Origin of the sequence: Flavobacterium agri (genome assembly GCF_013401995.1) — a bacterium.
GTDB lineage: Bacteria > Bacteroidota > Bacteroidia > Flavobacteriales > Flavobacteriaceae > Flavobacterium > Flavobacterium agri.
In genome coordinates this window covers 674172-695529 of record NZ_JACBJI010000001.1, presented here as the reverse complement: position 1 = coordinate 695529, position 21358 = coordinate 674172, and the positions used below count along the sequence as shown (strand labels likewise).

At 47.0% G+C, this 21358-nt stretch carries 21 protein-coding genes; 5 read left to right on the top strand and 16 right to left on the bottom strand.

Going from position 1 to position 21358, the window contains the following annotated elements; all coding sequences use genetic code 11:
* Positions 1–8: 8 nt before the first annotated feature.
* The 5 genes from HZF10_RS03315 to HZF10_RS03295 form a co-directional block, all read right to left on the bottom strand.
* A complete protein-coding gene (locus HZF10_RS03315; RefSeq protein ID WP_176004756.1) occupies positions 9–812 on the bottom strand; it encodes an endo alpha-1,4 polygalactosaminidase in 804 nt (267 codons plus the stop codon).
* Complete coding sequence (locus HZF10_RS03310; protein ID WP_176004755.1) at positions 799–2412, bottom strand: hypothetical protein; 1614 nt, start codon at positions 2410–2412, stop codon at positions 799–801. Before HZF10_RS03310 ends, HZF10_RS03315 begins: the two co-directional genes overlap by 14 nt.
* A 45-nt stretch (positions 2413–2457) precedes the next feature.
* Entirely contained in the window at positions 2458–3996 is a 1539-nt protein-coding gene (gene pelF, locus HZF10_RS03305) for a GT4 family glycosyltransferase PelF (protein ID WP_176004754.1), read from the bottom strand.
* A 346-nt stretch (positions 3997–4342) separates the two neighbouring features.
* Complete coding sequence (locus HZF10_RS03300) at positions 4343–5872, bottom strand: DEAD/DEAH box helicase (protein ID WP_176004753.1); 1530 nt, start codon at positions 5870–5872, stop codon at positions 4343–4345.
* A 116-nt stretch (positions 5873–5988) separates the two neighbouring features.
* Complete coding sequence (locus HZF10_RS03295) at positions 5989–6429, bottom strand: hypothetical protein (protein WP_176004752.1); 441 nt, start codon at positions 6427–6429, stop codon at positions 5989–5991.
* Between the two features lie 144 nt (positions 6430–6573).
* Here HZF10_RS03295 and HZF10_RS03290 point away from each other — a divergent pair, with 144 nt between their 5' ends.
* Together HZF10_RS03290 and nfi are read left to right on the top strand one after the other, a co-directional pair.
* Complete coding sequence (locus tag HZF10_RS03290; protein ID WP_176004751.1) at positions 6574–7782, top strand: DUF763 domain-containing protein; 1209 nt, start codon at positions 6574–6576, stop codon at positions 7780–7782.
* Positions 7782–8465: a deoxyribonuclease V gene (gene nfi / locus HZF10_RS03285; protein WP_176004750.1), complete on the top strand. Its 684-nt coding sequence runs from the start codon at positions 7782–7784 to the stop codon at positions 8463–8465. Before HZF10_RS03290 ends, nfi begins: the two co-directional genes overlap by 1 nt.
* Here nfi and HZF10_RS03280 read toward each other — a convergent pair.
* Entirely contained in the window at positions 8453–8905 is a 453-nt protein-coding gene (locus HZF10_RS03280; RefSeq protein ID WP_176004749.1) for a hypothetical protein, read from the bottom strand. The two genes, nfi and HZF10_RS03280, sit on opposite strands and share 13 nt — an antisense overlap.
* A gap of 123 nt (positions 8906–9028) precedes the next feature.
* A complete protein-coding gene (locus HZF10_RS03275) occupies positions 9029–9547 on the bottom strand; it encodes a DUF6155 family protein (protein ID WP_176004748.1) in 519 nt (172 codons plus the stop codon).
* Positions 9548–9621: 74 nt separating this feature from the next.
* Between HZF10_RS03275 and HZF10_RS03270 the strand changes: the two genes are divergently transcribed.
* The 3 genes from HZF10_RS03270 (at position 9622) to HZF10_RS03260 (ending at position 11960) form a co-directional block, all read left to right on the top strand.
* Positions 9622–9906 carry a DUF3817 domain-containing protein gene (locus tag HZF10_RS03270; protein ID WP_176004747.1) on the top strand — a complete coding sequence of 95 codons (285 nt, stop codon included), beginning with the start codon at positions 9622–9624 and terminating at the stop codon, positions 9904–9906.
* A gap of 211 nt (positions 9907–10117) precedes the next feature.
* Positions 10118–11479 (top strand): OmpA family protein, encoded by a 1362-nt coding sequence (locus HZF10_RS03265; protein WP_176004746.1) that lies wholly within the window; start codon positions 10118–10120, stop codon positions 11477–11479.
* Between the two features lie 79 nt (positions 11480–11558).
* Positions 11559–11960, top strand: coding sequence for a glyoxalase (locus tag HZF10_RS03260; RefSeq protein ID WP_176004745.1), 402 nt, complete (start codon positions 11559–11561; stop codon positions 11958–11960).
* 3 nt (positions 11961–11963) lie between these two features.
* Here the strand turns inward: HZF10_RS03260 and HZF10_RS03255 are convergent, their stop codons facing one another.
* The 9 genes from HZF10_RS03255 to HZF10_RS03215 form a co-directional block, all read right to left on the bottom strand.
* Positions 11964–13898 (bottom strand): LTA synthase family protein, encoded by a 1935-nt coding sequence (locus tag HZF10_RS03255; protein WP_176004744.1) that lies wholly within the window; start codon positions 13896–13898, stop codon positions 11964–11966.
* Positions 13899–13904: 6 nt separating this feature from the next.
* Entirely contained in the window at positions 13905–15290 is a 1386-nt protein-coding gene (locus tag HZF10_RS03250) for a sensor histidine kinase (protein WP_176004743.1), read from the bottom strand.
* Positions 15290–15967, bottom strand: coding sequence for a response regulator transcription factor (locus tag HZF10_RS03245; RefSeq protein ID WP_176004742.1), 678 nt, complete (start codon positions 15965–15967; stop codon positions 15290–15292). Before HZF10_RS03245 ends, HZF10_RS03250 begins: the two co-directional genes overlap by 1 nt.
* A gap of 1 nt (position 15968) precedes the next feature.
* A complete protein-coding gene (locus HZF10_RS03240; protein WP_176004741.1) occupies positions 15969–17150 on the bottom strand; it encodes a DUF3570 domain-containing protein in 1182 nt (393 codons plus the stop codon).
* A gap of 2 nt (positions 17151–17152) precedes the next feature.
* Complete coding sequence (locus HZF10_RS03235; RefSeq protein ID WP_371315640.1) at positions 17153–17335, bottom strand: DUF4266 domain-containing protein; 183 nt, start codon at positions 17333–17335, stop codon at positions 17153–17155.
* Between the two features lie 46 nt (positions 17336–17381).
* Positions 17382–18305 (bottom strand): FAD:protein FMN transferase, encoded by a 924-nt coding sequence (locus tag HZF10_RS03230; RefSeq protein WP_176004739.1) that lies wholly within the window; start codon positions 18303–18305, stop codon positions 17382–17384.
* Position 18306: 1 nt separating this feature from the next.
* A complete protein-coding gene (locus HZF10_RS03225; RefSeq protein WP_176004738.1) occupies positions 18307–18738 on the bottom strand; it encodes a thioredoxin family protein in 432 nt (143 codons plus the stop codon).
* 73 nt (positions 18739–18811) lie between these two features.
* Entirely contained in the window at positions 18812–19231 is a 420-nt protein-coding gene (locus HZF10_RS03220; protein ID WP_176004737.1) for a thioredoxin family protein, read from the bottom strand.
* A gap of 62 nt (positions 19232–19293) precedes the next feature.
* Positions 19294–21252 carry an LTA synthase family protein gene (locus HZF10_RS03215; protein WP_176004736.1) on the bottom strand — a complete coding sequence of 653 codons (1959 nt, stop codon included), beginning with the start codon at positions 21250–21252 and terminating at the stop codon, positions 19294–19296.
* Between the last annotated feature and the right edge of the window lie 106 nt (positions 21253–21358).

Here is a 21358-nt window from a genome sequence, read left to right as displayed (position 1 = left end):
GCATCTGTTTATTTAAAAGTTGGGATTCCCTGCAAATCGATACTGCCTATAAAATAATCGAAACCAAGCGGTTTGATGCGGTGAAGCACCTGCTTGTATAATTTTTCGGTATCGGCATATTCGATGAGGATGATCGGTAGGTTGTATTTTTTGTTGATGTCGGCAAGTTTGTCGGCATAGGCCTTGAAATCGGCTTCGGCTCGCAGTTTGTACGTCTTGTCGTCGAACGTGTAATTGGTCGCCACCGATTCGATCACGACGGCATCCACGTATTGGGCCGTATCCGGAATGAGTTCAAGCCCGGCGTTCTGTATCCAGATCTTTTCAGGATATTTTTCTGAAATCGTCTTGAGGAAATTCACCAAATCCTGTTTTTGGTTCGGTTGCGCGCCCCAGGTCGTGTAATTGTCGACGTTGTCGAGGAAGAATCCGTCGTATTCCTTATCCAAAGTCCTGTCGATGATACGCAATAACGTATTGACGGTCTTTTCAGACTTGAGATCGAGGTAATAACTGTCCCAGATTTCGTTCTTCCCGGCCGTATGATCCTTGAGTTCGGCATAATGCGGCGCATTCGCGTTGACTTCGCCTATGCTGATGTATGCCAGTACTTTTTCGTTTTGAGATTTGATCTTGCGGATTTCGTAGATATTGTAGAATTGCGGCTCGAGGATCACGTAATCGTATCCTTTGATGTCTTCGGGATTCAATCGTCCGTAACACACCAAAACCGTGCTCTTGCCTATCGCAGCCGGCGGATTGGCCGTCAATATCGACGGTAACACGAACAAAAACATCTTAATAAGCCGCATAATAGTAATAATCGAGGTTTTTATAGAATTTGGCGACCGCGCGCGAGGTCATCAGCATGAAAACGATTCCGGCCACGAGCAATCCGACGACGCTGTATTCGTAAGCGACGAAACGACTAAGCACGAAACCCACGCCGAAATTGACGATACAAGCCAAAACGATGGCGCGCAGCGGACTGTCCGGTTGTCCTAATGTAAACAGATATAGCGAATTGAGCATGCCCCATCCGAGGAAAAGATAACCCAAACCGCCGATATAACAAACCGTTACGCTCACATCGCTAAGAGTTTCATGGAACTGGCCGCTGTAACCCCAAGAAGCGAACATCATGAAGTACACGAGTACGAATACGGCAAGCCCGGTAAACACAAGCATTCCCACGTGTTGCCAGTACATTTTGTAGAGGTCTTTGCCGAATTTGGAAACATCGGTAGCCGAAACGGTCTTTTGGCCGATGTCCATGAATTTGGAAAACGACGCGATCGCGAATTCGAGAACGCCTGCAAGCAACAGGAAAACCAGGATCGCGAAGTCCATTCCCAACTCGTAGTTCTTCTCGAAATAAATGATGAACGGAAGCGGCCCGTTGTTGTCCGAAGACCAAGCGAGCATGCGATCGACGAAGATAAACACGTAAATCGACAACCCGTAAAGGAAGTATTTATAGTTGTGGTACAGGAACAAAGCCGGTTTCACTTCAAGATTTGATTTGGCTTTTTTCTCGACGAGTAATCTTTTGAAATATACTTTTAGGAAAATCCACGCGACCAAAACCGCGACCGAAATTCCGATCCAGTGCGTGAAATACACAAGCATGGGCGTAAGTGTCTTCAAAAGTATCGCGACAACGGTTCCCGATGTGATCGCGACCGTAATTACCCAACGTTGGTCGAGCGTATGCAAAGGTGCGAGCAACAACACGAGCAATCCGATAAGCAGCGCATACGTGAAAACGATAAAAAGGAATGCATAAGGATAAATGTGGAAAAACAGGTTGCATACGAAAATAGCGCCCAAGACGCCGAAAATCGAAAGCGACCCGATCTTGAGCAGGTAATCGACCGTGCGTTTGGTCATCACGTAATCGGCGTGGTTCCAGTAGAACGATGCCTGACGCCCGATGACCTGGACGAATCCGCCTGTGGAAACCAATCCGACGACAACGCCCAAAACGACGGCCGTAGATTGTACGTTGTTGAATCCGACGAACGTCCAAAGCGAATATCCGAAGTAGATGATCGCCAGAATCTGCAGCAATACCGGGAACAAATGGAAAATACCCTGTGAATAATAGCGCGCGAAAATCTTGGCTTTCACGGCCATGTAATCGGAAGTCGTAATAGTTTCGGGATTGTTCGCAAGGGCTTCGCGTTCTTTGACGTTTTTCGCTCCTTTGTGCTCTTCCGAAGTCGTGAGCTCATAATAAACCAAGTCGGCGAGCTCGTATATGGACGGCATTCCGTAGTCGGTACGCGTATCGATATCGCGTATTCCGAGCGACTCGATCGCGGCGACCACTACCCGATTGCTTACGGGCTTGCCAACCTTTTCCCTGATGTCGATGATCAGGGATTTTATATTTTCATTTTGAGCTTCCATACGATTTGGGGAAAAATGGAATCAGAATGATTCGTTATTATATCATTAAGACGCTTCCTGTCTTTCCAGTTCGATAAAGATTGGTTCGACAACTTGTTTTGTGCGTTTGGAGAGCATCCTGTCGTACACTTGCTCGTATTCGTAAATGAATTTGCCGATGGTAAAATTCTCGGCTACTTTTTTTCTCGCGTTCGCGCCCATTTTTTCGCGCAACGCTTTGTCCTGCAACAACGTAATCACACTGTTTCCGATTTCCACATGGTCTTTAGGTTTGCAGATGAATCCGCAAGTCGGGTCCAATGCTTCGGTAACGCCGCCTACATCGGTAGCTACTACGGGAATCCCACAGCTCATCGATTCGAGAACCGTGTAAGGGAAACCTTCCGAAATCGAGGTCAATATAGAAATATCTCCTTCACAAAACAATTCGTGAGGCTTGTTGTGGAAACCGGCGAGGATGAAATTGTCTTCCAGCCCAAGTTCCGAAATCAGCTTGTTGCATTCCGCGGTATATTCAGGAACGGCATTGTTGTCGCCGTAAACCAGATATTTCACGTTCGGGATCACTTGCTTGACGACCGCACACGATTTGATCATCGTGATGATGTCCTTCAATTCAAAGATACGTGCTGCGGCAACGACGGTCGGCGTTCCGACCAAGTGCTCCGGTTTTGCTTTAGGTACGAACAATTTGTGGTCGATTCCGTTGTAGATCACGTCGATCTTGTTCGGATCGGCTCCGTACATTTTCTCCCAGATCATGTTGAACTTGTTCACCGAAAGGATGCGGTCGGCTTTGTGATACACAAGGCTTGTGATCGCTTCAGAGAATTTGATCAGCATTTTCTTGAGGAAGAAAGAGTATTCCGAAGCATTGATCGCGATAAGGCGCTCACGGATAAAAACCCCGTGTTCGGTCACGATCATCGGCGTACCGTATTTGTATTTTAGGACCAAAGCCGGAATTACCGGGAAACCCGACAATGTCAAATGTGTCAGATCGGCTTTCGGTACGTCTATGCTAAGCGGGATAAGGAAACGATAGATCCAACGCATGGCAACGGTCAGGTCGTAAAGCGTGGCTTCTTCGTCTTTATCGGCAACGATGATGTCGTGCATCAGGTAGCGGAACGCATCCCAAACCTGCTTGCTGCGCATCGTTTTCTTGTAATCGTTCTTTTGGAAATAACGCCACATGTCGAAAATCACGTCGTCCATGTCTTCGGCTTCAGGATTCGCGGCGTATATGGTTTTGATGAGTCTTTCGAAAATCGGAAGGAAAATGTTCTCGATGTTCGTATCGTTCGTGTTTTCCTTGCGCTCGACGAACTTGTGGAATTTCTTGCCGTAATTGATCATCTCCTGAGGTTCAAGAGGCGACCAAAGCGGAACCTGCACGACATCTTTGACGTTGTCGCTAAGCTCGTATTTCGGTTTGGTCTCGAAATCGGCGTTGATGCTGTAAAGGGAATAATTGGCATTGCTTACGTCGCTGCACAACATATGCGCCCATGTCGAAACACCGCCACCATTGTACGGGTAAGTTCCTTCGAGAATCAATAACACATTGTATTTTTCACTCATAACAAACAAGTCATTAGTTTCCACTGTCGCCAACGACGATGTCTCCATCATCCAGGCAAAGTCCAGGTATTCTAATCTTCAGGTTGGTGGCATTTAAAAAGGAAAGCAACGGACTACGGTATTGCATGACCTCTTCTTAGTTGTTTAGGTTAAGCAAATGTAGGACAAGACTTTTGCCGAAAAAAAAAGTTCAGTTGAACTCTTCATAAAGTCGATGAAATGCACTATCGCTGGAAAACATTGTCTTTTCTCGGGATTTTTTACCGATTATCGGACAAACGGTGCTGATTGCTAATATTTAATGGATGAAAAGGCAGCGTTGCGTGTAGTTCGTCGATCACCAATATCAATCCGTTAAAGACTCACGGAATTTTTTCCCGATAAGCAACACGAGTTTGGTTTTATAGTCGTCTATGAGCCACTCGCGATAGTTCTTGCTCGTATGGCTAAGGCAGGATGCGTATCGTTTCATGCGTGAACGGATGTCTTCGTCGAGCTCTTTCGCCAACTGTTTGGCCTGCATAAGCGTTTCGCTGTTTTCGACGCACATCGTCGCATGTTGCTCGAGCGATTTCTCGAATACCACTTTCGAACGCAGGTTAGCGGCCATGGCCAGTCTATGTTCTTCGTCCACATCGAAATCGACGTTGACCGTCTTGGCGAATTTGGCACGTAGTTCGGCCGGCATCTGATAGCGGAAATACATCTCGATCTCGGCATCGTCACGCAAATTTTCAAGATACCATTCGGGCGAACGGAAAATAAGCTGCCAATCGACGGGTTCGTCCCACAAGCCGAAACGCGCGGCGTTGTTGCCCAAATCGATCACGAGGAATTCATCTTTCGCAGGCAAACGACGAGAGCCGCGGCCGATCATCTGGAAATACAAGGTCAACGATTTGGTGGCGCGGTTCAAAATGATGCTTTCCACGGTCGGTTCGTCGAATCCCGTAGTCAAAATCCCGACCGATGTCAGGATGGCGTCTGGCGTCTTGCGGAACCAGTTCAAAATGTCGCGCCTCTCCTCTGCCCCGGTCGTATTGTCGAGGTGACGGATAGGATAGCCGGCTTCTTTGAACGTGTCGTAAACGTAAAGCGAAGTATTGATCCCGTTGTTGAAAATCAACGTTTTCTTTCCGAGCGATTTTTCAGAATACGCATGCAGCAGTTTTTCCTGCATGAGCATCGTCGAATACAACTCCTCGGATGATTTTACCGTATAATCGCCGTTTATCCCGACTTTGAGCGACGTCAGACCCACATCGTACGTATACGTGGTCGCTCGGGCAAGGTAACCGTTGTCGATTAACGAACGGATCGTGTCGCCCGTGATGAGCTCATTATAATTCTGATACATCGGAAGCCTGATGTTCGAGCTCAAAGGCGTAGCGGTAACACCCAAAATGAACGAATTCGGAAAAAAAGCGAGCAATTTTCGGAACGAGTTGTAATGTGCTTCGTCGATGATCACCAATCCGATGTTGTCCAAATGCAACTTGCTGTCGTTAATGCGGTTCTTGAGCGTTTCGACCATCGCAACGAAACAAGAGTATTCGTTTTGATCGGGTAAGTCTTTGACATTGCTGTTGATGATCTTGTTCTTGACGTCGAAACCGCTGAGCATTTTATGCGTCTGACGGCAAAGCTCGATGCGGTGCGTGAGTACGACCACTTTTTTCTCGTGAAGTTCGAGGTAGCGCCTTACGATTTCAGAAAAAATGACCGTCTTTCCTCCTCCCGTGGGCAATTGATAAAGCAGATGGTAATTCTGGGGCGCGTTGTCAAGCCGCTCAAAAATAGCGTCTATATCGCCTTTCTGGTAGCCGTAAAGCTCTTTCCTTTGCCCTTTTTCGGCTTCGATTTCCCCTGAATTCATCGTGGTTTGGTACAATTTTGCAAAAGTACGGTTAAAAAGAAGTTTTCCTACTTCGGGAAAGTTAAATTTAACGCAGCCCGCTATTTGTAGCGTATCGCTTATTGCCGAATAGAGTTCTAAAGATCTTTGTTGAAAAGGATTGCGGTCATCGCACTGATTTTTGCCCAATCCCAAACCAAAAGGTAAAATACGGCCATGAGCATCATTCCGACCACGACGGGCGTTCCCGTAAAATGCATGGAAGTCACGATGACCAAAATGTTCAAAACGATCGGCAGATAAAGCAAAGCCCCGAATGTCGCCGTGCGCGGAACCAGCAATAATATTCCAGATGTAAACTGCATCAATCCAAGGAAATTCCAATAATAACCCGATCTGAACAACGCTTCGAAAAAGAAACCTACCTGATTGTCGGTCCCGATGTCGGTAAAACGCAAACCAGCCAGTTTTTTATAACCCGAAGGCAAGAAAGCAAGAAACAACAAGAAGCGCGTGCCCCACGTAAAAACTTTGAAGAAAAGTAAGCTGCGCATCTGTTTTTGGAAAGTGGCGATCATTTTTGTGTTTTTTTTCTTGACGATATAATCCGCATTTCGTAACTTTTCTGAATCGGATTTATAAACATTTTGCGAATATTTTAAAACCCGTTCCGTTTGTAATCCGTATTTTTGAAGAACCCAAATTACCGATATCCCTAACCTATGAAGCGATCAGGCTCCGCCGATTTACCGCTGCACAACGGCCACGTCCCTATCTGGCTTTCCGAGCGAATGTCGAAACTCGGTTTAGCCATTGTGGAAACATTGGTTTCGGAATTTTCCTCGTCAGAAGTCATAAAACGCATGAGCGACCCGTTCTGGTTCCAAAGCCTGGGCGCGGTCATGGGTATGGACTGGCATTCGTCGGGCATCACGACTTCTGTGATGGGCGCCTTGAAACGTGCGATCAATCCGCATTCGAAAGATTTGGGAATCTATATCTGCGGAGGAAAAGGCAAACAATCGACCCAAACTCCCGATGAACTTCTCAAAGTCGGATACGCTTCGGGTCTCAACGCAAACGAACTTGTGCGCAACAGCAAATTAGCCGCAAAAGTAGACAACACGGCCATCCAGGACGGATTCCAATTGTATCTTCATAATTTCATCGTGAACGACAAAGGCCAGTGGTCGGTCATCCAGCAAGGTATGAACGGTAATTCGGGAATGGCCAGACGATATCATTGGCATTCCGAAAACGTGCAATCGTTCACCGAGCAGCCGCATACGTTCATTTACGGACGAAATCAGGGACAAATCCTGAATTTTACAGATGCCGCCGCCGCATCCACCAAACAAAAATCGGTCGAAATCGCAACCGAAAATCCCGATAGGATTTTGTCCGAAATCAGGCATTTGACCTTGCCCAACCACCATGACGTAAAAGCAAAAGATGTCGATCTGAAACGACTCGGGTCGATGTTATGGCTCACGCACGAAAAGCAGCCGCAGGATTTCGAAGAGCTTTTATTGTTAAAAGGAATGGGGCCGAGGACGCTGCAATCGCTGGCTCTGGTTAGCGAAGTCATTTACGGCACACCTACAAGATTCGACGATCCGGCGCGTTTTTCGTTCGCTCACGGTGGTAAGGACGGACATCCGTTTCCCGTACCTACTGTGGTTTATGACGAAACGATCGCTATGCTTAAAACGGCCGTAGATAAATCCAGGATCGGAAATTCCGACAAGTTGCAGGCTATTCGAAAACTGTCGGAAATAGCCCAAAAAGCCGAAAGCGATTTTGAACCCAACGCCAATTTCGACGCCGTTATCCGAAAAGAACGGGACGAGTCGTGGCGTTATGGAGGACGCACGGTTTTCGATAAATCCCAATCCCCTAATCACAACAACAATCAATTATCATTATTTTGATGACCTACGACAACTTAACCATTACCGAAGCCACAAATATCCAGAAAGAACTAAGAGCGAAAATCAACCTCGAGCCTCTCGACAAGCCTATAAAACTCGTGGCCGGAGCCGATGTGTCGTTCAACAAGTTCAGCACCACGGTATACGCCGGAATTGTAGTTATGGATTTTCCCCAAATGACCATACGTCAAATCGCGCTAGCCAAAGACGAGACCGCTTTTCCGTATGTTTCGGGCTATCTGGCGTTTCGCGAAATGCCCGCATTGCAAAAGGCGTGGGAAATGCTCAACTTAAAACCCGATGTGTTGATCCTCGATGGTCAAGGCATCACGCATCCTCGGAAGATGGGCATCGCGACACATTTTGGCATTCTCGAGAATCAGCCGACGATCGGATGTGCGAAAAGCATGCTTTCGGGTAAATTCGACGATTTGGGACTCGAGAAATTCAGTTCGGCCCCAATCGTGATAAAAGAAGAACTTTCGGGTTATGCATTGCGCACTAAAAATGCGGTCAAGCCGATTTACATTTCTCCGGGAAACATGATTTCCAACGAACAAAGCCTCGAAATCGTGACCGAATGCGTCGGGAAATACCGCATTCCCGAACCGACGAGAATCGCTCACGAAAAAGTGAACCTGTTCCGCACCGGAAAACTTGACGAAGGTCTTTACGAATTGTGATCGGCGACGGGTTCGCAATCAATTTTGTACTTGTTTTGGTGAAGCAGTGATTCCACGCTTATGGCCACGGCAATGATGTCTTTGTCATGGCTCAAGGTCTCGCTTGCCATAGAAATCAAATTCCTGGGCTTTTGGAGTTCCGAAATGATCATTTTGATCGTTCTTTCGTGATTGCGCCTCACGAGCTCTTTTCCGTGCAGGCAAATCCTGATGATGGCCGCATCGTTTTTTTTGGCGATTATGTCTTTTTTTGGAGAAAAAGCATCATCATATCCGACATAAAGTATTTCGGGCAGGCCTAATTTGAGGATGGCCGTTATAAGTTTCACCAATGAATCCTTGTTTTTGAGCACGTCTTTGAACGCCAGCAATTTTGAGACATGAGGAATCCTGAAAAGAATGGTGGAGCTACGGTTGTCGATCGGGGCGGAAATCGGCATGATAAAACGCATTGGTTAAACTTGCGACCAAAACTAATCGGTTGGCACTTCAACAAAGTTCACATAATGCGATTTTTAGCGTTTACAGAATTTGTAGGTTTTCTTTCAGGATTTTCACTTTAACTATTGTTCAATGAGTCTTTCCAATTCTTGTTCGAAAGCGTGATAATTTTCCCAATTCTGTTTGTGTGTTTGGTCGGAGATTGATCGAATGCGGTCTGCAAAATCCGGTTTAAGGCCATTGGCAATAACAAAATCGATGACTTGAACAAATGAGTTAAGCATGCTTTTGTAAAACGAGGCATATCGCCTCTCGCGTTTGGCCGTGTAGCGTTGTGCTATTTCAAGATTGTAGAGCATCAAGTCGGCCAATGCAATAGGATCAACTCCAAGCGAAACGAAATGCTTGATGTATTTTTGGGCCGTCGACCTGCGCAATTTGGGGCGGCGCGACTTCACGGGAAAATACTCATTGCTGATTTTGGCCTTGGCTTCGCCTATGAGTTTTTCTTCTTTCGGATTGAAAACGAAATCATAATAGGTTTTTACTTCAGGAAATTTGTCGTAAAGTTCGAGCAATTGGTCGGCAATCTGTTTTTTGTCTAATTGCCCGAGGTAGTTTTTGAGGTCGCGTTTTCCCATGTTAATTAATTGATCCGATAGAACCGGTTTGGGTTTCATTGCCTATTTTTGCAGCACTTTAAACCACTTGCAAGATGCTCAAATTATTTAAGATCGTAGCCCTTCTGGAAGGGATTTCTTTGCTCGTTCTGTTTGTTTTCGCCATGCCGATGAAATACATGTTCGCCGACCATACTTACATCCGTCCTATCGGGATGGCTCATGGGCTTTTGTTTATCGGATACATCATCATGGCGTTTATGCTCAAGTTCGAGGAAAACTGGAATTGGAAGAAACTCGGCGTCGTTTGTGTGGCGTCGGTTATCCCGGCGGGAACTTTTTACGTCGACTGGAAATACCTAAGAGCCGTAAAGGCCTGATTTCAACGATATTCATAAAAGCATATCAGATATTACAGTTTAACCGATTTCGCTTCAGGATTTAACCCGTTCTTGTTAAATTAATTTGAAAAATACAAGATTTGAGCGTATTTATGTAAACGATTTATCGGGTGTTTTAAATGTAAAAGCCTATATTTGCATTGGTCTGTTCCAAAAACGGGCCCAATCCAGCTAATAACGCCAAAACTTTATGAGAAAAGAATTACTCTTACTTACTTTCGGCCTTCTGGCTTTCGGTCAGGTTTCAGCCCAGACCGAAGAAGCTGATTCCAAAGAAGTTTCAATCGAAGACACGTATAACAAATGGACTATAGAAGCGGGCGTCGGACAGGCGCGCGGAATGCGTCCGTATACGGAAGGATATTACTCGAGCAACCCGAATTCGGTTTTGGGTTCGATCCGTCTGAACTCGTACAGTCTTGGGGTTCGTTACATGATCAGTCCGAAATTCGGTTTTAAGATTGACGGTAATTATGACAAGTTTGAAAACAACGACGATACGGAAAGCAAACCGTTCGAGGTGCAACAACTGCGTTTCCAGGTTCAGGGTGTCATCAATGCATCTCGCTTGTTGAACCTCGAGGAAGTCATCAACCGCTTCGGATTGTTGGCGCACGGTGGTTTGTCTTACGGACGTATCACACCGAAATTGGATACGGGAATCGATCCGGTTGGCGGACCTTCCAACGAAGGACGCACCGAGAACAACCTTGGTGTGGTTTTCGGGCTCACGCCTCAGTTCCGCATCCTCGACAGATTGGCTATCTACCTCGACGTAAGCTCAATCTATAACTTCCGTCAGCACTTTGCTTGGGACGGGCACTATTCCAACGAAGACCAAAACCTTCAAGGGCAAATGCTTACGGGATCGCTTGGGCTCTCCTACTCTCTGGGAAGCAATCCGCTTCACGGCGATTGGGGCTTGATCGAAGATAAGAAAGAAGACGAGATCGCTGCTCTTGACAAGCGTATAGGCGATTTGGAAACGATGATGAACGATGCCGACAAAGACGGTGTGCCCGATTATCTCGACGTAGAAAACAATTCCATTCCTGGTGTTGCCGTCGATACGAAAGGACGAATGGTCGATATGAACCAAAACGGTGTTCCCGACGAACTCGAGAAATACGTGAATACTTCTGTTAAGGAAGGTGCGACACAAGCCGCCCAACAAGCGGTTACCGATGCGGCCCAAAACGGCGAAATCGTCAAGGAGCTCATCAACGACGGGTACATTGCCGTGTTCTTCGACTTCGGAAGCGTGAAACCTACGCCTTCGTCAACAGAGAACGTAGCATTCATCCTGAATTACTTGAGAAACAACCCGTCCACTACGGCTGATATCACAGGTTATGCCGACGAGATCGGAGGTACCGAATTCAACAAGTCACTTTCCGGCAAACGTGCCGAATACATCCGCAACGTGCTCATAAAAGCCGGAATCGATGGTTCTCGTCTGAACATCGTTCCTGCAGGAGAAGACACCTCTGTTGATAAAGATTCCGATATGGCGCGCAGACTCGTAAGAAAAGCGATTTTCCACATCAAGTAATCGGTTGACAACTTCATATCAAACCGCTGTTCACGCAGCGGTTTTTTTATTACTTTTTTGAAAAGAAATAAAATCAATCATGGAAGCCAGGGACGAATTCATCACAGCGTTAAGAGGAGAAGCGATCGGAAATGTAAACAGCCAGTCGACTGTAGACGAACAATTCCAGAATCAGGTCATGCGCCCTATCCTCAAAATACAGAACGACCTTTTTTTGGACGTTTTCAGGAATTATGTGGCCAAGTACAAAAATGACTTCTATTCCTATTCGGCCGAAAGGAAACTGCAGTACATCGAAAATTCGATACAGAAAGACATCAAGTTCAGGAATTCACTTAAAGGAATGGTCATCGCGTTGTTTACCATCTCCGAATACGACCAATACATCAAAAATTCGTCACAGCTCAACAAACGCATGATGAACATGCTCATAGAAAGGCTCAAAAGCCAGGTACAGCTTTTTGAACTGCAACCCGACTAAAATTTATCGCCAGATTTTCCTCAAGCGGTATTTTTCGTTTTTGTAAAGCCAAGACGCTGCAGAAACGTGGCCGAGCGCGTCTTTTGCCAATTCAGGATTAACCGGTTCCGCAATGAAAGTAGTATCGTTCTCCAACCTGAATTGCAACGGTTTCTTGAACGGCTGCATCACCACGACCTGATTGCCCACGCGAAACGCATTGATGTCGTGGAATTGCATGATTGCGCGTCCGGCCACATTGGGCGCAAGCCTGAACAGGTTTCTTCCAGGCATCGGCGTCTCAAGCGACAGACCCAATTTAGTGAGTACGGTAGGTTGTATGTCTATCTGGCTGCACAAAGCGTCGTACCTCTTCCCTTTTTCTACATTCGGCCCGATCAGCAAAGCCGGAATGTGGAACTTGTGGATAGGCACCAGATGTTTACCGAACGTACGCGTGTTGTGGTCGGCAATGACCAGGAAAACCGTGTTTTTGTAATACGCTTCTTTTTTGGCTAGGTCGAAGAATTTCCCGACCGCATAATCGGCGTATTTCATCGCATTGTTTACCGTGTTTTTCTTTTTGTCGTACAATTGGATGCGTCCGTCGGGGAATTCGAAAGGTTCGTGGTTCGAAGACGAGAACACCAAAGACACAAAAGGTTTTTTGAGCGTTTTGAAGTAATCGTTGGCCTTGACAAGCACATCTTCGTCGCTCCAGCCCCAAGTTCCGTGGAAGGCACTTTTCTTAGCGTCGAAATCGTCCTCGTCTATGATACGGTTGAATCCGTTGCCGTTAAAGAAAGACGCCATGTTGTCGAAGTTGGCCATGCCGCCATAAATGAAACTCGTGTCGTATCCTTTCTGCTCAAGCAAAGCGGCCACCGTATAGAATCCCGATTGGGAATCACTGAGTTTTACGACGCTTTCTGAAGGCGACGGCAAAAATCCCGTCACGACAGCCTCGATACCGCGAACACTTCTCGTACCGGTCGCATACATATTCGTAAAAAGCGTGCCTTCAAGCGCTAATTTGTCAATTTCAGGCGTAAGCGGTTTTCCGCCAAGGCAACCCACATATTCGGCTCCGAGGCTTTCCTCGAGGATGATGACTAAGTTGTATGGTTTGGCCGAAACCGAATCGGGTTGAATCATATGCAGCAACGGGATGCTGTCCGAAGTGAATCCGTTTGCATCCACATCCATATATTTCTTGACGCGTGCGATCGCTTCTTCCTCTTTCATCTTGCCGTACATCTTGTCTACATTGCCTTCATTTTTCATCGAATAGGCGGCGAACGCGACAGTGTAAAGCGAGTTCAATCCTAGGCAGTTCGTCAATTGGTCTACCGAAAAGACGGCGTTGCTCACGTTTATCGGGCGTCTTGAAGTAAGGCTTCCGCGTGCGCCGAAAACCAAAAGGAACGCGATCAAAGGAAACAATATCAATTTGGTTGTATAAGGTGTGTCTCGCGGCGTAAACAGGCGCTTCGCGTTGCGTATCAACAGCCATATGCATATCGCCATCACGATTACCGCGACCACAAGCATGATCCAATAGCTTTTGAACAGCGTGCCGAAAACTTCCTTCGGATAAATAAGATATTCCAAAAAGATACTGTTCGGACGCGTGTCGTATTGTCGGATAAAGTCTGGAGTCGAAAGCTCCATAAGTAGGAAAAGCGACAGGAAACAGATGAAATATACGTTGAAAAAACGTCTTATTTTCATCAAAACCGATGTCGGAAGCAACGTCAACAATACGACGGGAAGAAACGACAAATAACTGATGATGATCAGATCGGAACGCAATCCAATGGGAAAAATCAGCCAAAACTCAGGTGTTTCGGAAACGCGTTCGTTGAAAATAAAGAACAAAGCCAATCGGCTGATAGTCGTGATGAGCAAAGCAAGACACAGGAAAACCAATGCCGGTTTCAAGAACGAAAGTTTCTTCATGTTAAATTATTGTTGGGTAAATGTAAGGATTACCGATGTCCCTTTATCGATTTCGCTTTTTATTTCAATGCCGATGCTGAGCAGGTCGCAAAGGCGTTTCACAAGCGAAAGCCCAAGCCCCGTTCCCTTTATTTCCGGGTGTTCGGCCGCGTTCGATCGGTAGAATTGTTCGTAAACGCGGTTGAGTTCTTTAGCCGGAATTCCTATGCCGCTATCCGAAATCGTACATTTTACCAATTTGTCCTCATGCGAAAGCTCGATGCGGATCGTTCCTGCCGGATTCGAGTATTTGACCGCGTTCGACAACACGTTCTCGATAATGATACCTGCAAGCCAAGCATCCGATTGTACGTAATGCCTTTCCTCGAACGCAAAATCGATCGACAGTTTATTGGTTTCTATATCGCCCGAAAAACGTTGGAGCGATTCCAGGATCAATTCATCGAGCGCGACTTCCTGAATCTTGATGCCTTTTTTCTGGCTTTCGAAACGCGCGAGCAAAAGTAACTGCTCCACAAGCGTATTCATGCGGTTGACTTCATGGATGCAATACGCGATTTTTTCTTCGTATTCGTTGATATTTCGAGGCTTGCGGATTAAAACCTCAAGTGTCCCTTTTATCACGGCAAGCGGCGTACGAAGTTCGTGGGAAGCATCCGAGGTAAACTGTTTTTCCCTCGCGATCGCATTTTCGATTCGGTCGAGCAGACTGTTGATCGCTTCCGAAAGCACATACAATTCGTCTTTGTTGCGCGGAAGTTCGATGCGTTCGTCAAAATTGTTGTTCGTGATGCGGCTTGTGGTATTGATGATGTTCAAAACGGGTTTGATGCTTCTTCCCGCCAAAAAACGAGTCATCAGGAACAACACGACCAACACGACCGGAAATGCGATGTACAGTACCCATTTGAGGTTTTCGATGACCAGATGAGGCGTTTCGGTAGACATCGCGATGATCGCATATCCCACTTTTTTGCCTTGGTTGAACAAAGGCGTCTGCGTTTGGCGGATATGCACCGTTCCCAAAAAACGATCGTGGAAAATGTCTTCTTCACTAACAGGGAAAAGTTTGAGCCGTTTGTTTTTCAAATTGGGCGACTTTTCCATAAACCGTCCATCGGCGTCGTGGATTTGCACGAAAATCGGATTTATCAGGATTTCGGTGTGTTCGCTCTCGTTCCATTCGTTGGGTTTTATGAGACGTCTCGTATCCGACAATTGGGAAACATCTTGCTGATGCCGCTGGACTTCTATGTGCAAATCCTCGTTGATGTCGCTCATCGCGCTCGTGCTCACCACCTGAAAAATCACGAAAAACACGGCAAGCGTGATCGCAGCCGAACTGATCAGGTAATAGATGGAAATGCGGTTCCTGAAAGAAAGGTTGAACATTAGACCGAAATATCGTTAGCAATATACCCGATACCTCGTATGGTTCGGATGCAATCCTCTTCTTTTTTGAGGTTGAGTTTTTTGCGGATGGAATTGATGAACACGTCGATCACGCCCGTATCGTAAGCGAAATGGATGTTCCAAACGTCCTCTATGATGCGGTTCCGCGTACACACCGCGCCTTTGTTGGCGACCAGATATTCGAGCAGCGCGAATTCTTTCTGCGTCAGGAAAACCTCTTGTCCGCCGTTGAACACCTGATGCGTGGCTTTGCGGATCAAAATCGGCCCGAGCCTTAAATCGGCCGGAGGTGCTTCCTGTTTGCGCAATTGGACACGGATGCGCTCCAAAAGCTCCTCGAAACTGAACGGTTTCTTGATGTAATCGTTAGCACCGGCTCTGAGTCCCGCAATGGTTTCCATTATCGTGTCCTTTGCCGTGACGAAAATGATCGGTGTGGTCTTATCGGTTTCCCTAAGCCGTGTGCAGACTTCGATTCCGGGCATTTTGGGCAACATCCAATCCAATAAGATTATGTCGTATGTATTGGAACGCGCCAAATAAAGCCCTTGTTGTCCGTCTGCGGCTATGGTCACGCCAAAACCTTCTTCCTCAAGCCCTTGTTTAAGGAATTTCGAGATGCCGTTTTCGTCTTCTACGATTAAAATTGCTGCCATATTATTTGTATCGGATATTGAGGCTTATGATGTTCGAAGAAAGCCCATCCGTCCTTGAATAATGTCCGTATCTGATTTCGAGCATGTTGAAATGGCTCCATCCGAAAACGCCTTTCGGAGGCGCCAAACGTATGCCTGCTCCAATAAAGTTACTGTCGAAAGTCGACAAATCATAATTACTCGTGTAAAACTCGTCCGAATCCGAATGTTGAGCATACGCCTTGAAGTATTTCGCGCCTTGTTGGCTGTAGAACCTGTAAAAAGGGCTTATCGAAACGAACGAGCTCAATTTTACGGGAACTTCCACGTCGAACGTGTGGGCCGTGAGTTTCCAATCGTCCGAATAATAACGGTAATACGCACGGATGATGAAATTGTCACCCAGGAAATAACTCGCCCTCACGCCTATCGGAATCTTCAGTCTCGAATCGGGCAACTTCTCCTGATGTACGCTTCCGTCGGTAAAATAAACCCTGTGAAAGGGCAATCCGAGGTAACCCTGCTGCGAGATCACGTCGGCCATGAACATGACCTGGAACGATTTGTTGACGATTTGGGAATAGCCTAGCGAAAAAGCATAGGTGTTCCGGTTGTCGGTACCGTATCCGCCCGACGTGCGCAATTCGATAGGCGTGATGAGCTTGATCTGATCGAGATACGTCTGGAACTTGGCGCTGAATTCGCCGTTTTTGTTCTTCGTCTTTTTCGAATAACCGATGTTCGCCCCGAAAGACTGGTAATCGAATTCGGTAGACGAAGACACGCCGGCGGTGATCGCCTTGCCTTTTTCCTCGTCTTCCCAACCGTAACTCAACGACGGATAGAATCGGTTGTCGCCATACGAAGCCGAAGAAACCGTAGACGGATCGATCTTGTCCGAAGATGCCGACGTGTAATGGTCGATGCCGACTTCAAGCCCGAAACTGTGCTTTTTTCCCGTCGAGCCGTATTTGGTGAGCTTCACGTCGAGCGTATTCGACAAATCGGTCAATTCCTGCGTGCCGATACCGCCTTCCACGGCCGAATGGTTGCCATCTTGCTTGTAATAGCTCGACACGAGGTTGATTTCGTCCAACGTGAGTTTGGTACTTTTATACGTCGATGTGCTGTCGGTCGGTTGCTGTTGGGCTTTGAGTTGGAAAAGCGCGAGCAGCGCAAATCCCGTGATAAGATGCTTTTTCATGTTCAATTACAGCCGCAGCCGCCTCCGCTTTTTCCCGAATTCGCGCCCGATGCGCCTTCCCTGTACGATTGGAAACTCAGTTCTGTCTTTTCGACCTTGCGATTGGTAAGCGCCATTTCGGAGTCGTTGAGCTTGGATTTCTGGTACTCCTTGACTTCGGCGCACGAAATCGCGGTGGCCGACATCGCAAGGACAAAAAGTATTCGGATGCTGTTCTTTTTAAGTTTCATATCAATTGAGGTTGATGTTTTTTGAGGTATATATTTTGTTGTAGTCATCGATGACGATCGCGTACAGCCCGGGAATCTGGTTCACGAGATCCATTCCGGCATTGATTCCCATGACCGCGATCGGTGTAGCCATGGCGTCGGCGAATTCGGCATTGTCGCAAATGACCGTGACGCTTTTGATGCCCGAAATCGGCAATCCCGTTTTCGGGTCTATTGTGTGCGAATATTTCTTGCCGTTTATCATGACGAACTTCTCGTAATTGCCCGATGTAGCTACGGCTTTGCCCGAAATCTCGAGATACGAAAAAGGGAAATCGGGTTTGTCGGGATTGGCGACACCTATCGTCCACGGTTTGCCGTCGGCCTGGAATCCCCACGCAGTCAAGTCGCCGCTCGCGTTGATGATGCCGTTTTCAAGACCGTTTTTCCGCACCAGTCGTTTGGCGCATTCGGCGGCATATCCTTTCCCGATTCCGCCGAAACCGATGCGCATGCCCTCTCTTTTCAGGAACACCGTTTCGTTTTCCCGATCGAGTTCGATGTTGCGGTAATCGATTAAATGCACCATTTTTTTTGCAGTTTCCAAATCGGGCAAACGCGTCATGTTCCGGTCGAAATTCCACAGGCTTTTGTCGAGGCTGCCGTACGAGATGTCGAAAGCGCCTTGGGTGATGCGTGAAATGGCAAGGCTGCGTTCGATCAGAGAAAACACTTCCGAATCGACTTTTACCGGTCGCTTTCCGGCCATTTCGTTGATGGCATTCGTTTGGCTGTTCGCGTCGAAAGTCGTGAGCAAGGCTTCGATACGCTTTATTTCGCCGATGGCTTCGTCTATGTGGTGTTGGGCCGTTTTTTCGTCATCGGAAACCGCCGAAAACGAAAACGTATTGCCCATAAGCCGCATGGAACGTTTGAATGCCTTCATATTATTTTTTGGACTGGATGAGCGATTTGAGGTTCGATGTCCATTCGCCCGGGGTTTCTTTGGGTTTACCCGCCCAGGTCTTTATGACGTTGCCTTTTGCGTCCAACAAAAGCGTAAAAGGAAAGACGCCTTCTTTGTTGTATCGTTCGGCCAGGGCTTCGTTCGATTTGGTCAATTCGGCAGAAAGCTTGTTCTTGCTTTTACGAGGGAAATCGGCGTTGACACAAACAAGGTCCTTGTCGGCTATTTGGGAAAAATCCTCACTTCCCAAATACTCTTTGGTGAAAAGGATGCAAGGGCCGCACCAGTCGGAACCCGAAAAATTGAGTAGGATGAGTTTGTGTTCTTGACCGGCTGTTTTTTTGGCCGTGTCGAAATCGGTCTGCCATTGAAAAGGCAACACAAAAAGCAATAAGCAAACGAGTGTCTTCATATTTGTTGGATTTCCAAAAGTAACGCATGTACCTCCAACCTATTTTCCGCACCGGCTTAAGATTGCCTTAAGATTAGCGGTTCGCGGCCTTGATCTGCGATAAGTATTGGCGTATGCTCTGGTCTTCGTACATCGGCAATTTACCGACGACCTTCTGGTTGGCGTTCACGATCACGACCCACGGAAAGAATCCGTCTTTATTGTACTTTTCTACGATGAGCAATTGGTCGGCTTTGTCCTGCGAAGCCTGATTTTTGAAATCGAGCTTCACGAGAACCAGATTGTCTTTGGCGTAGTCGAGGAATTCCTGAGACTGAAAAACATCGTGGTCGAGCCTGCGGCAGATATCGCAAGCGTCCGATACCGAAAAGAACAGTAACACGTTTTTTCCCGAGCTGCCCGCTTCACGCAAAGCCTCGTTGAGATCCGTTTTCCACGTCTGGGCCGAAAGCGAGGTCGAGACCAGCAACAGCGCGATTAGAATGGGTTTCATATCCTGCAATTTGAGGATAAATGTATTGCGTAATTCCCAACCGATGTCGAATCATCGGGGCTTTATTTCAACAATTTGTGTGTGAATAAATAATCGGCGGTCTGGTAGTACGAAATCGCTTCAGACAAGAAAGAACGGTCCATTTTGAGCGGCTGGAGATTGTTGTTCGATTTTTCCCACCGGTAGAAATTCTGCTTCTTGCCGTCCGAAAGCACCATGACCTTGTCCTCTTTCATAAGGCAAAGCTTGCGATACGTTCCGAAAAGCGCGCGTGGTTCAAAAGTGTCCGAAAGCACGTCCTTGCCGTAAAAATCAGATTCGTAATCCCAATCCATGGCCGAAAAAAGTGTCGGAAACAAATCGATTTGGGAACACAACTTCCCTACTTTGGCGTTCTGCTGTTCGGGAAGATTGATCACAAAAGCCGGGATGTGGTAATTGGCCACGTCTATTTCGTCTTTTCCGGCACTGCTCGCGCAATGGTCGGCGATGATCACGAAAACGGTGTTCTTGAACCACGGCTTCTTGCGTGCCTTTTCGAAAAGTTCGCGAAACGCGTAATCGGTATATTTCACGGCGCCTTGCCTGTTCGTTCCCGACGGAATGTCGATTTTCCCCGACGGATACGTATACGGCCTGTGATTCGACGTCGTCATCACGAAATTGAGGAAAGGCCTGCCCTTTTGGTATTGTTCATCGGCCACTTTGAGCATTTTGGAGAAGATGTCCTCGTCGCAGATTCCCCAAGCGTTCTCGAACGTCACTTCACGGTCTTCGATATTGTGACGTGTGGTCTTTATATTGTCGCTGAGCACACTTCCGCGGCCGCGATCGTAAATATCGAATCCGTTGCCACCGAAATAAGCGTTCATGTTGTCGAAATACCCGTCTCCTCCGTAAAAGAAATTGCAGGCGTAATCCCTTGAGCGGAAAACGTTCGAAATCGTATATAGATCCTTGTTCTCGGGACGTTTCACGATGCTTTGGCCCGGAGTCGGCGGCACGCATAAGGTCACGGCTTCCATACCGCGAACCGTTCTCGTTCCCGTGGCGTACATATTCGTGAAAAACAGGCTCTTTTGGGCGATGCTGTCCAGAAACGGCGTTATGTTTTCCTTATTTCCGAACTCGTTCATGAACTTGGCGCTCAGGCTTTCGGTAAGGATAAAAACGACATTCTTTTTCTGTTTTGAAGGATTCGCGACTCCAATATTGCGATGGATGGAATTGCCCGAACTCGAGAATGCAACCTGCTGTCCGCTTAGTTTGGATCGCATCATCGCAAAGGCGTCCGCATCGGAATTCGTCGTGTAAAACTCGTCGTAATCCATACGGTTGTTCCGCATGGCCGCAAAAAACGAATAAATCCCTGACTTTGAAATTTCGGAATTGTAGCGGTTGGATGACCATTCCGCCTGGTTGTTGGTCACGAAAAACGAGAAGAAAAGCGCAATCGAAACGATGCACGCGAATACGACAAAACGCTGTTTGAAACCCGCTTTGTGTGTAAACGTGTTTTCGAAAATCCGTCTTCGATAGAAAATATACGTGACCAGAAACGTGAGCGTAGCCACGCCCAAAACCAAAAGCGGCAACGGATACGATTGACGGATGTTCGCAATGACTTCATGCGTGTAAATCAGGTAATCGACCGCGATGAAGTTGAAGCGCGTGCGGAATTCATCCCAAAACGTGATCTCAGCAAAAAACGTGAATACGAGAATGAACAGCGTAAGCACGGCAAAGAAACTGCTGAAAGCCTTGTCGAATTTAGAACCCGCAAAGCGATTGGGCAATACGGTGAAGTAAACCAAGGCCGGCAAAGCCATGAAACTTGCGGTTCCTATGTCGAAGAAAAAACCCGTCAAAAAAGTGCGGACGATGTCGAACAGGCTTCGCGAAACCTCGTTGGCTTCCCATCCCAAAAAAACGATGCGCAGTAAAAAGGATACTGCCAAAAACCAGCTGATAAAGGCGAGCAGCAACGCATAACGCCCGGAAAACATTCTTTGGAGCAACATTGGATACAATTTTCGACAAAAGTCAAAAAACCGTATCCGGACTCGCTTAAGCCTGTCTTAAATACAACTTAAAGTTCGCTTAAGAGAAATTCGTATCGTGTAACTT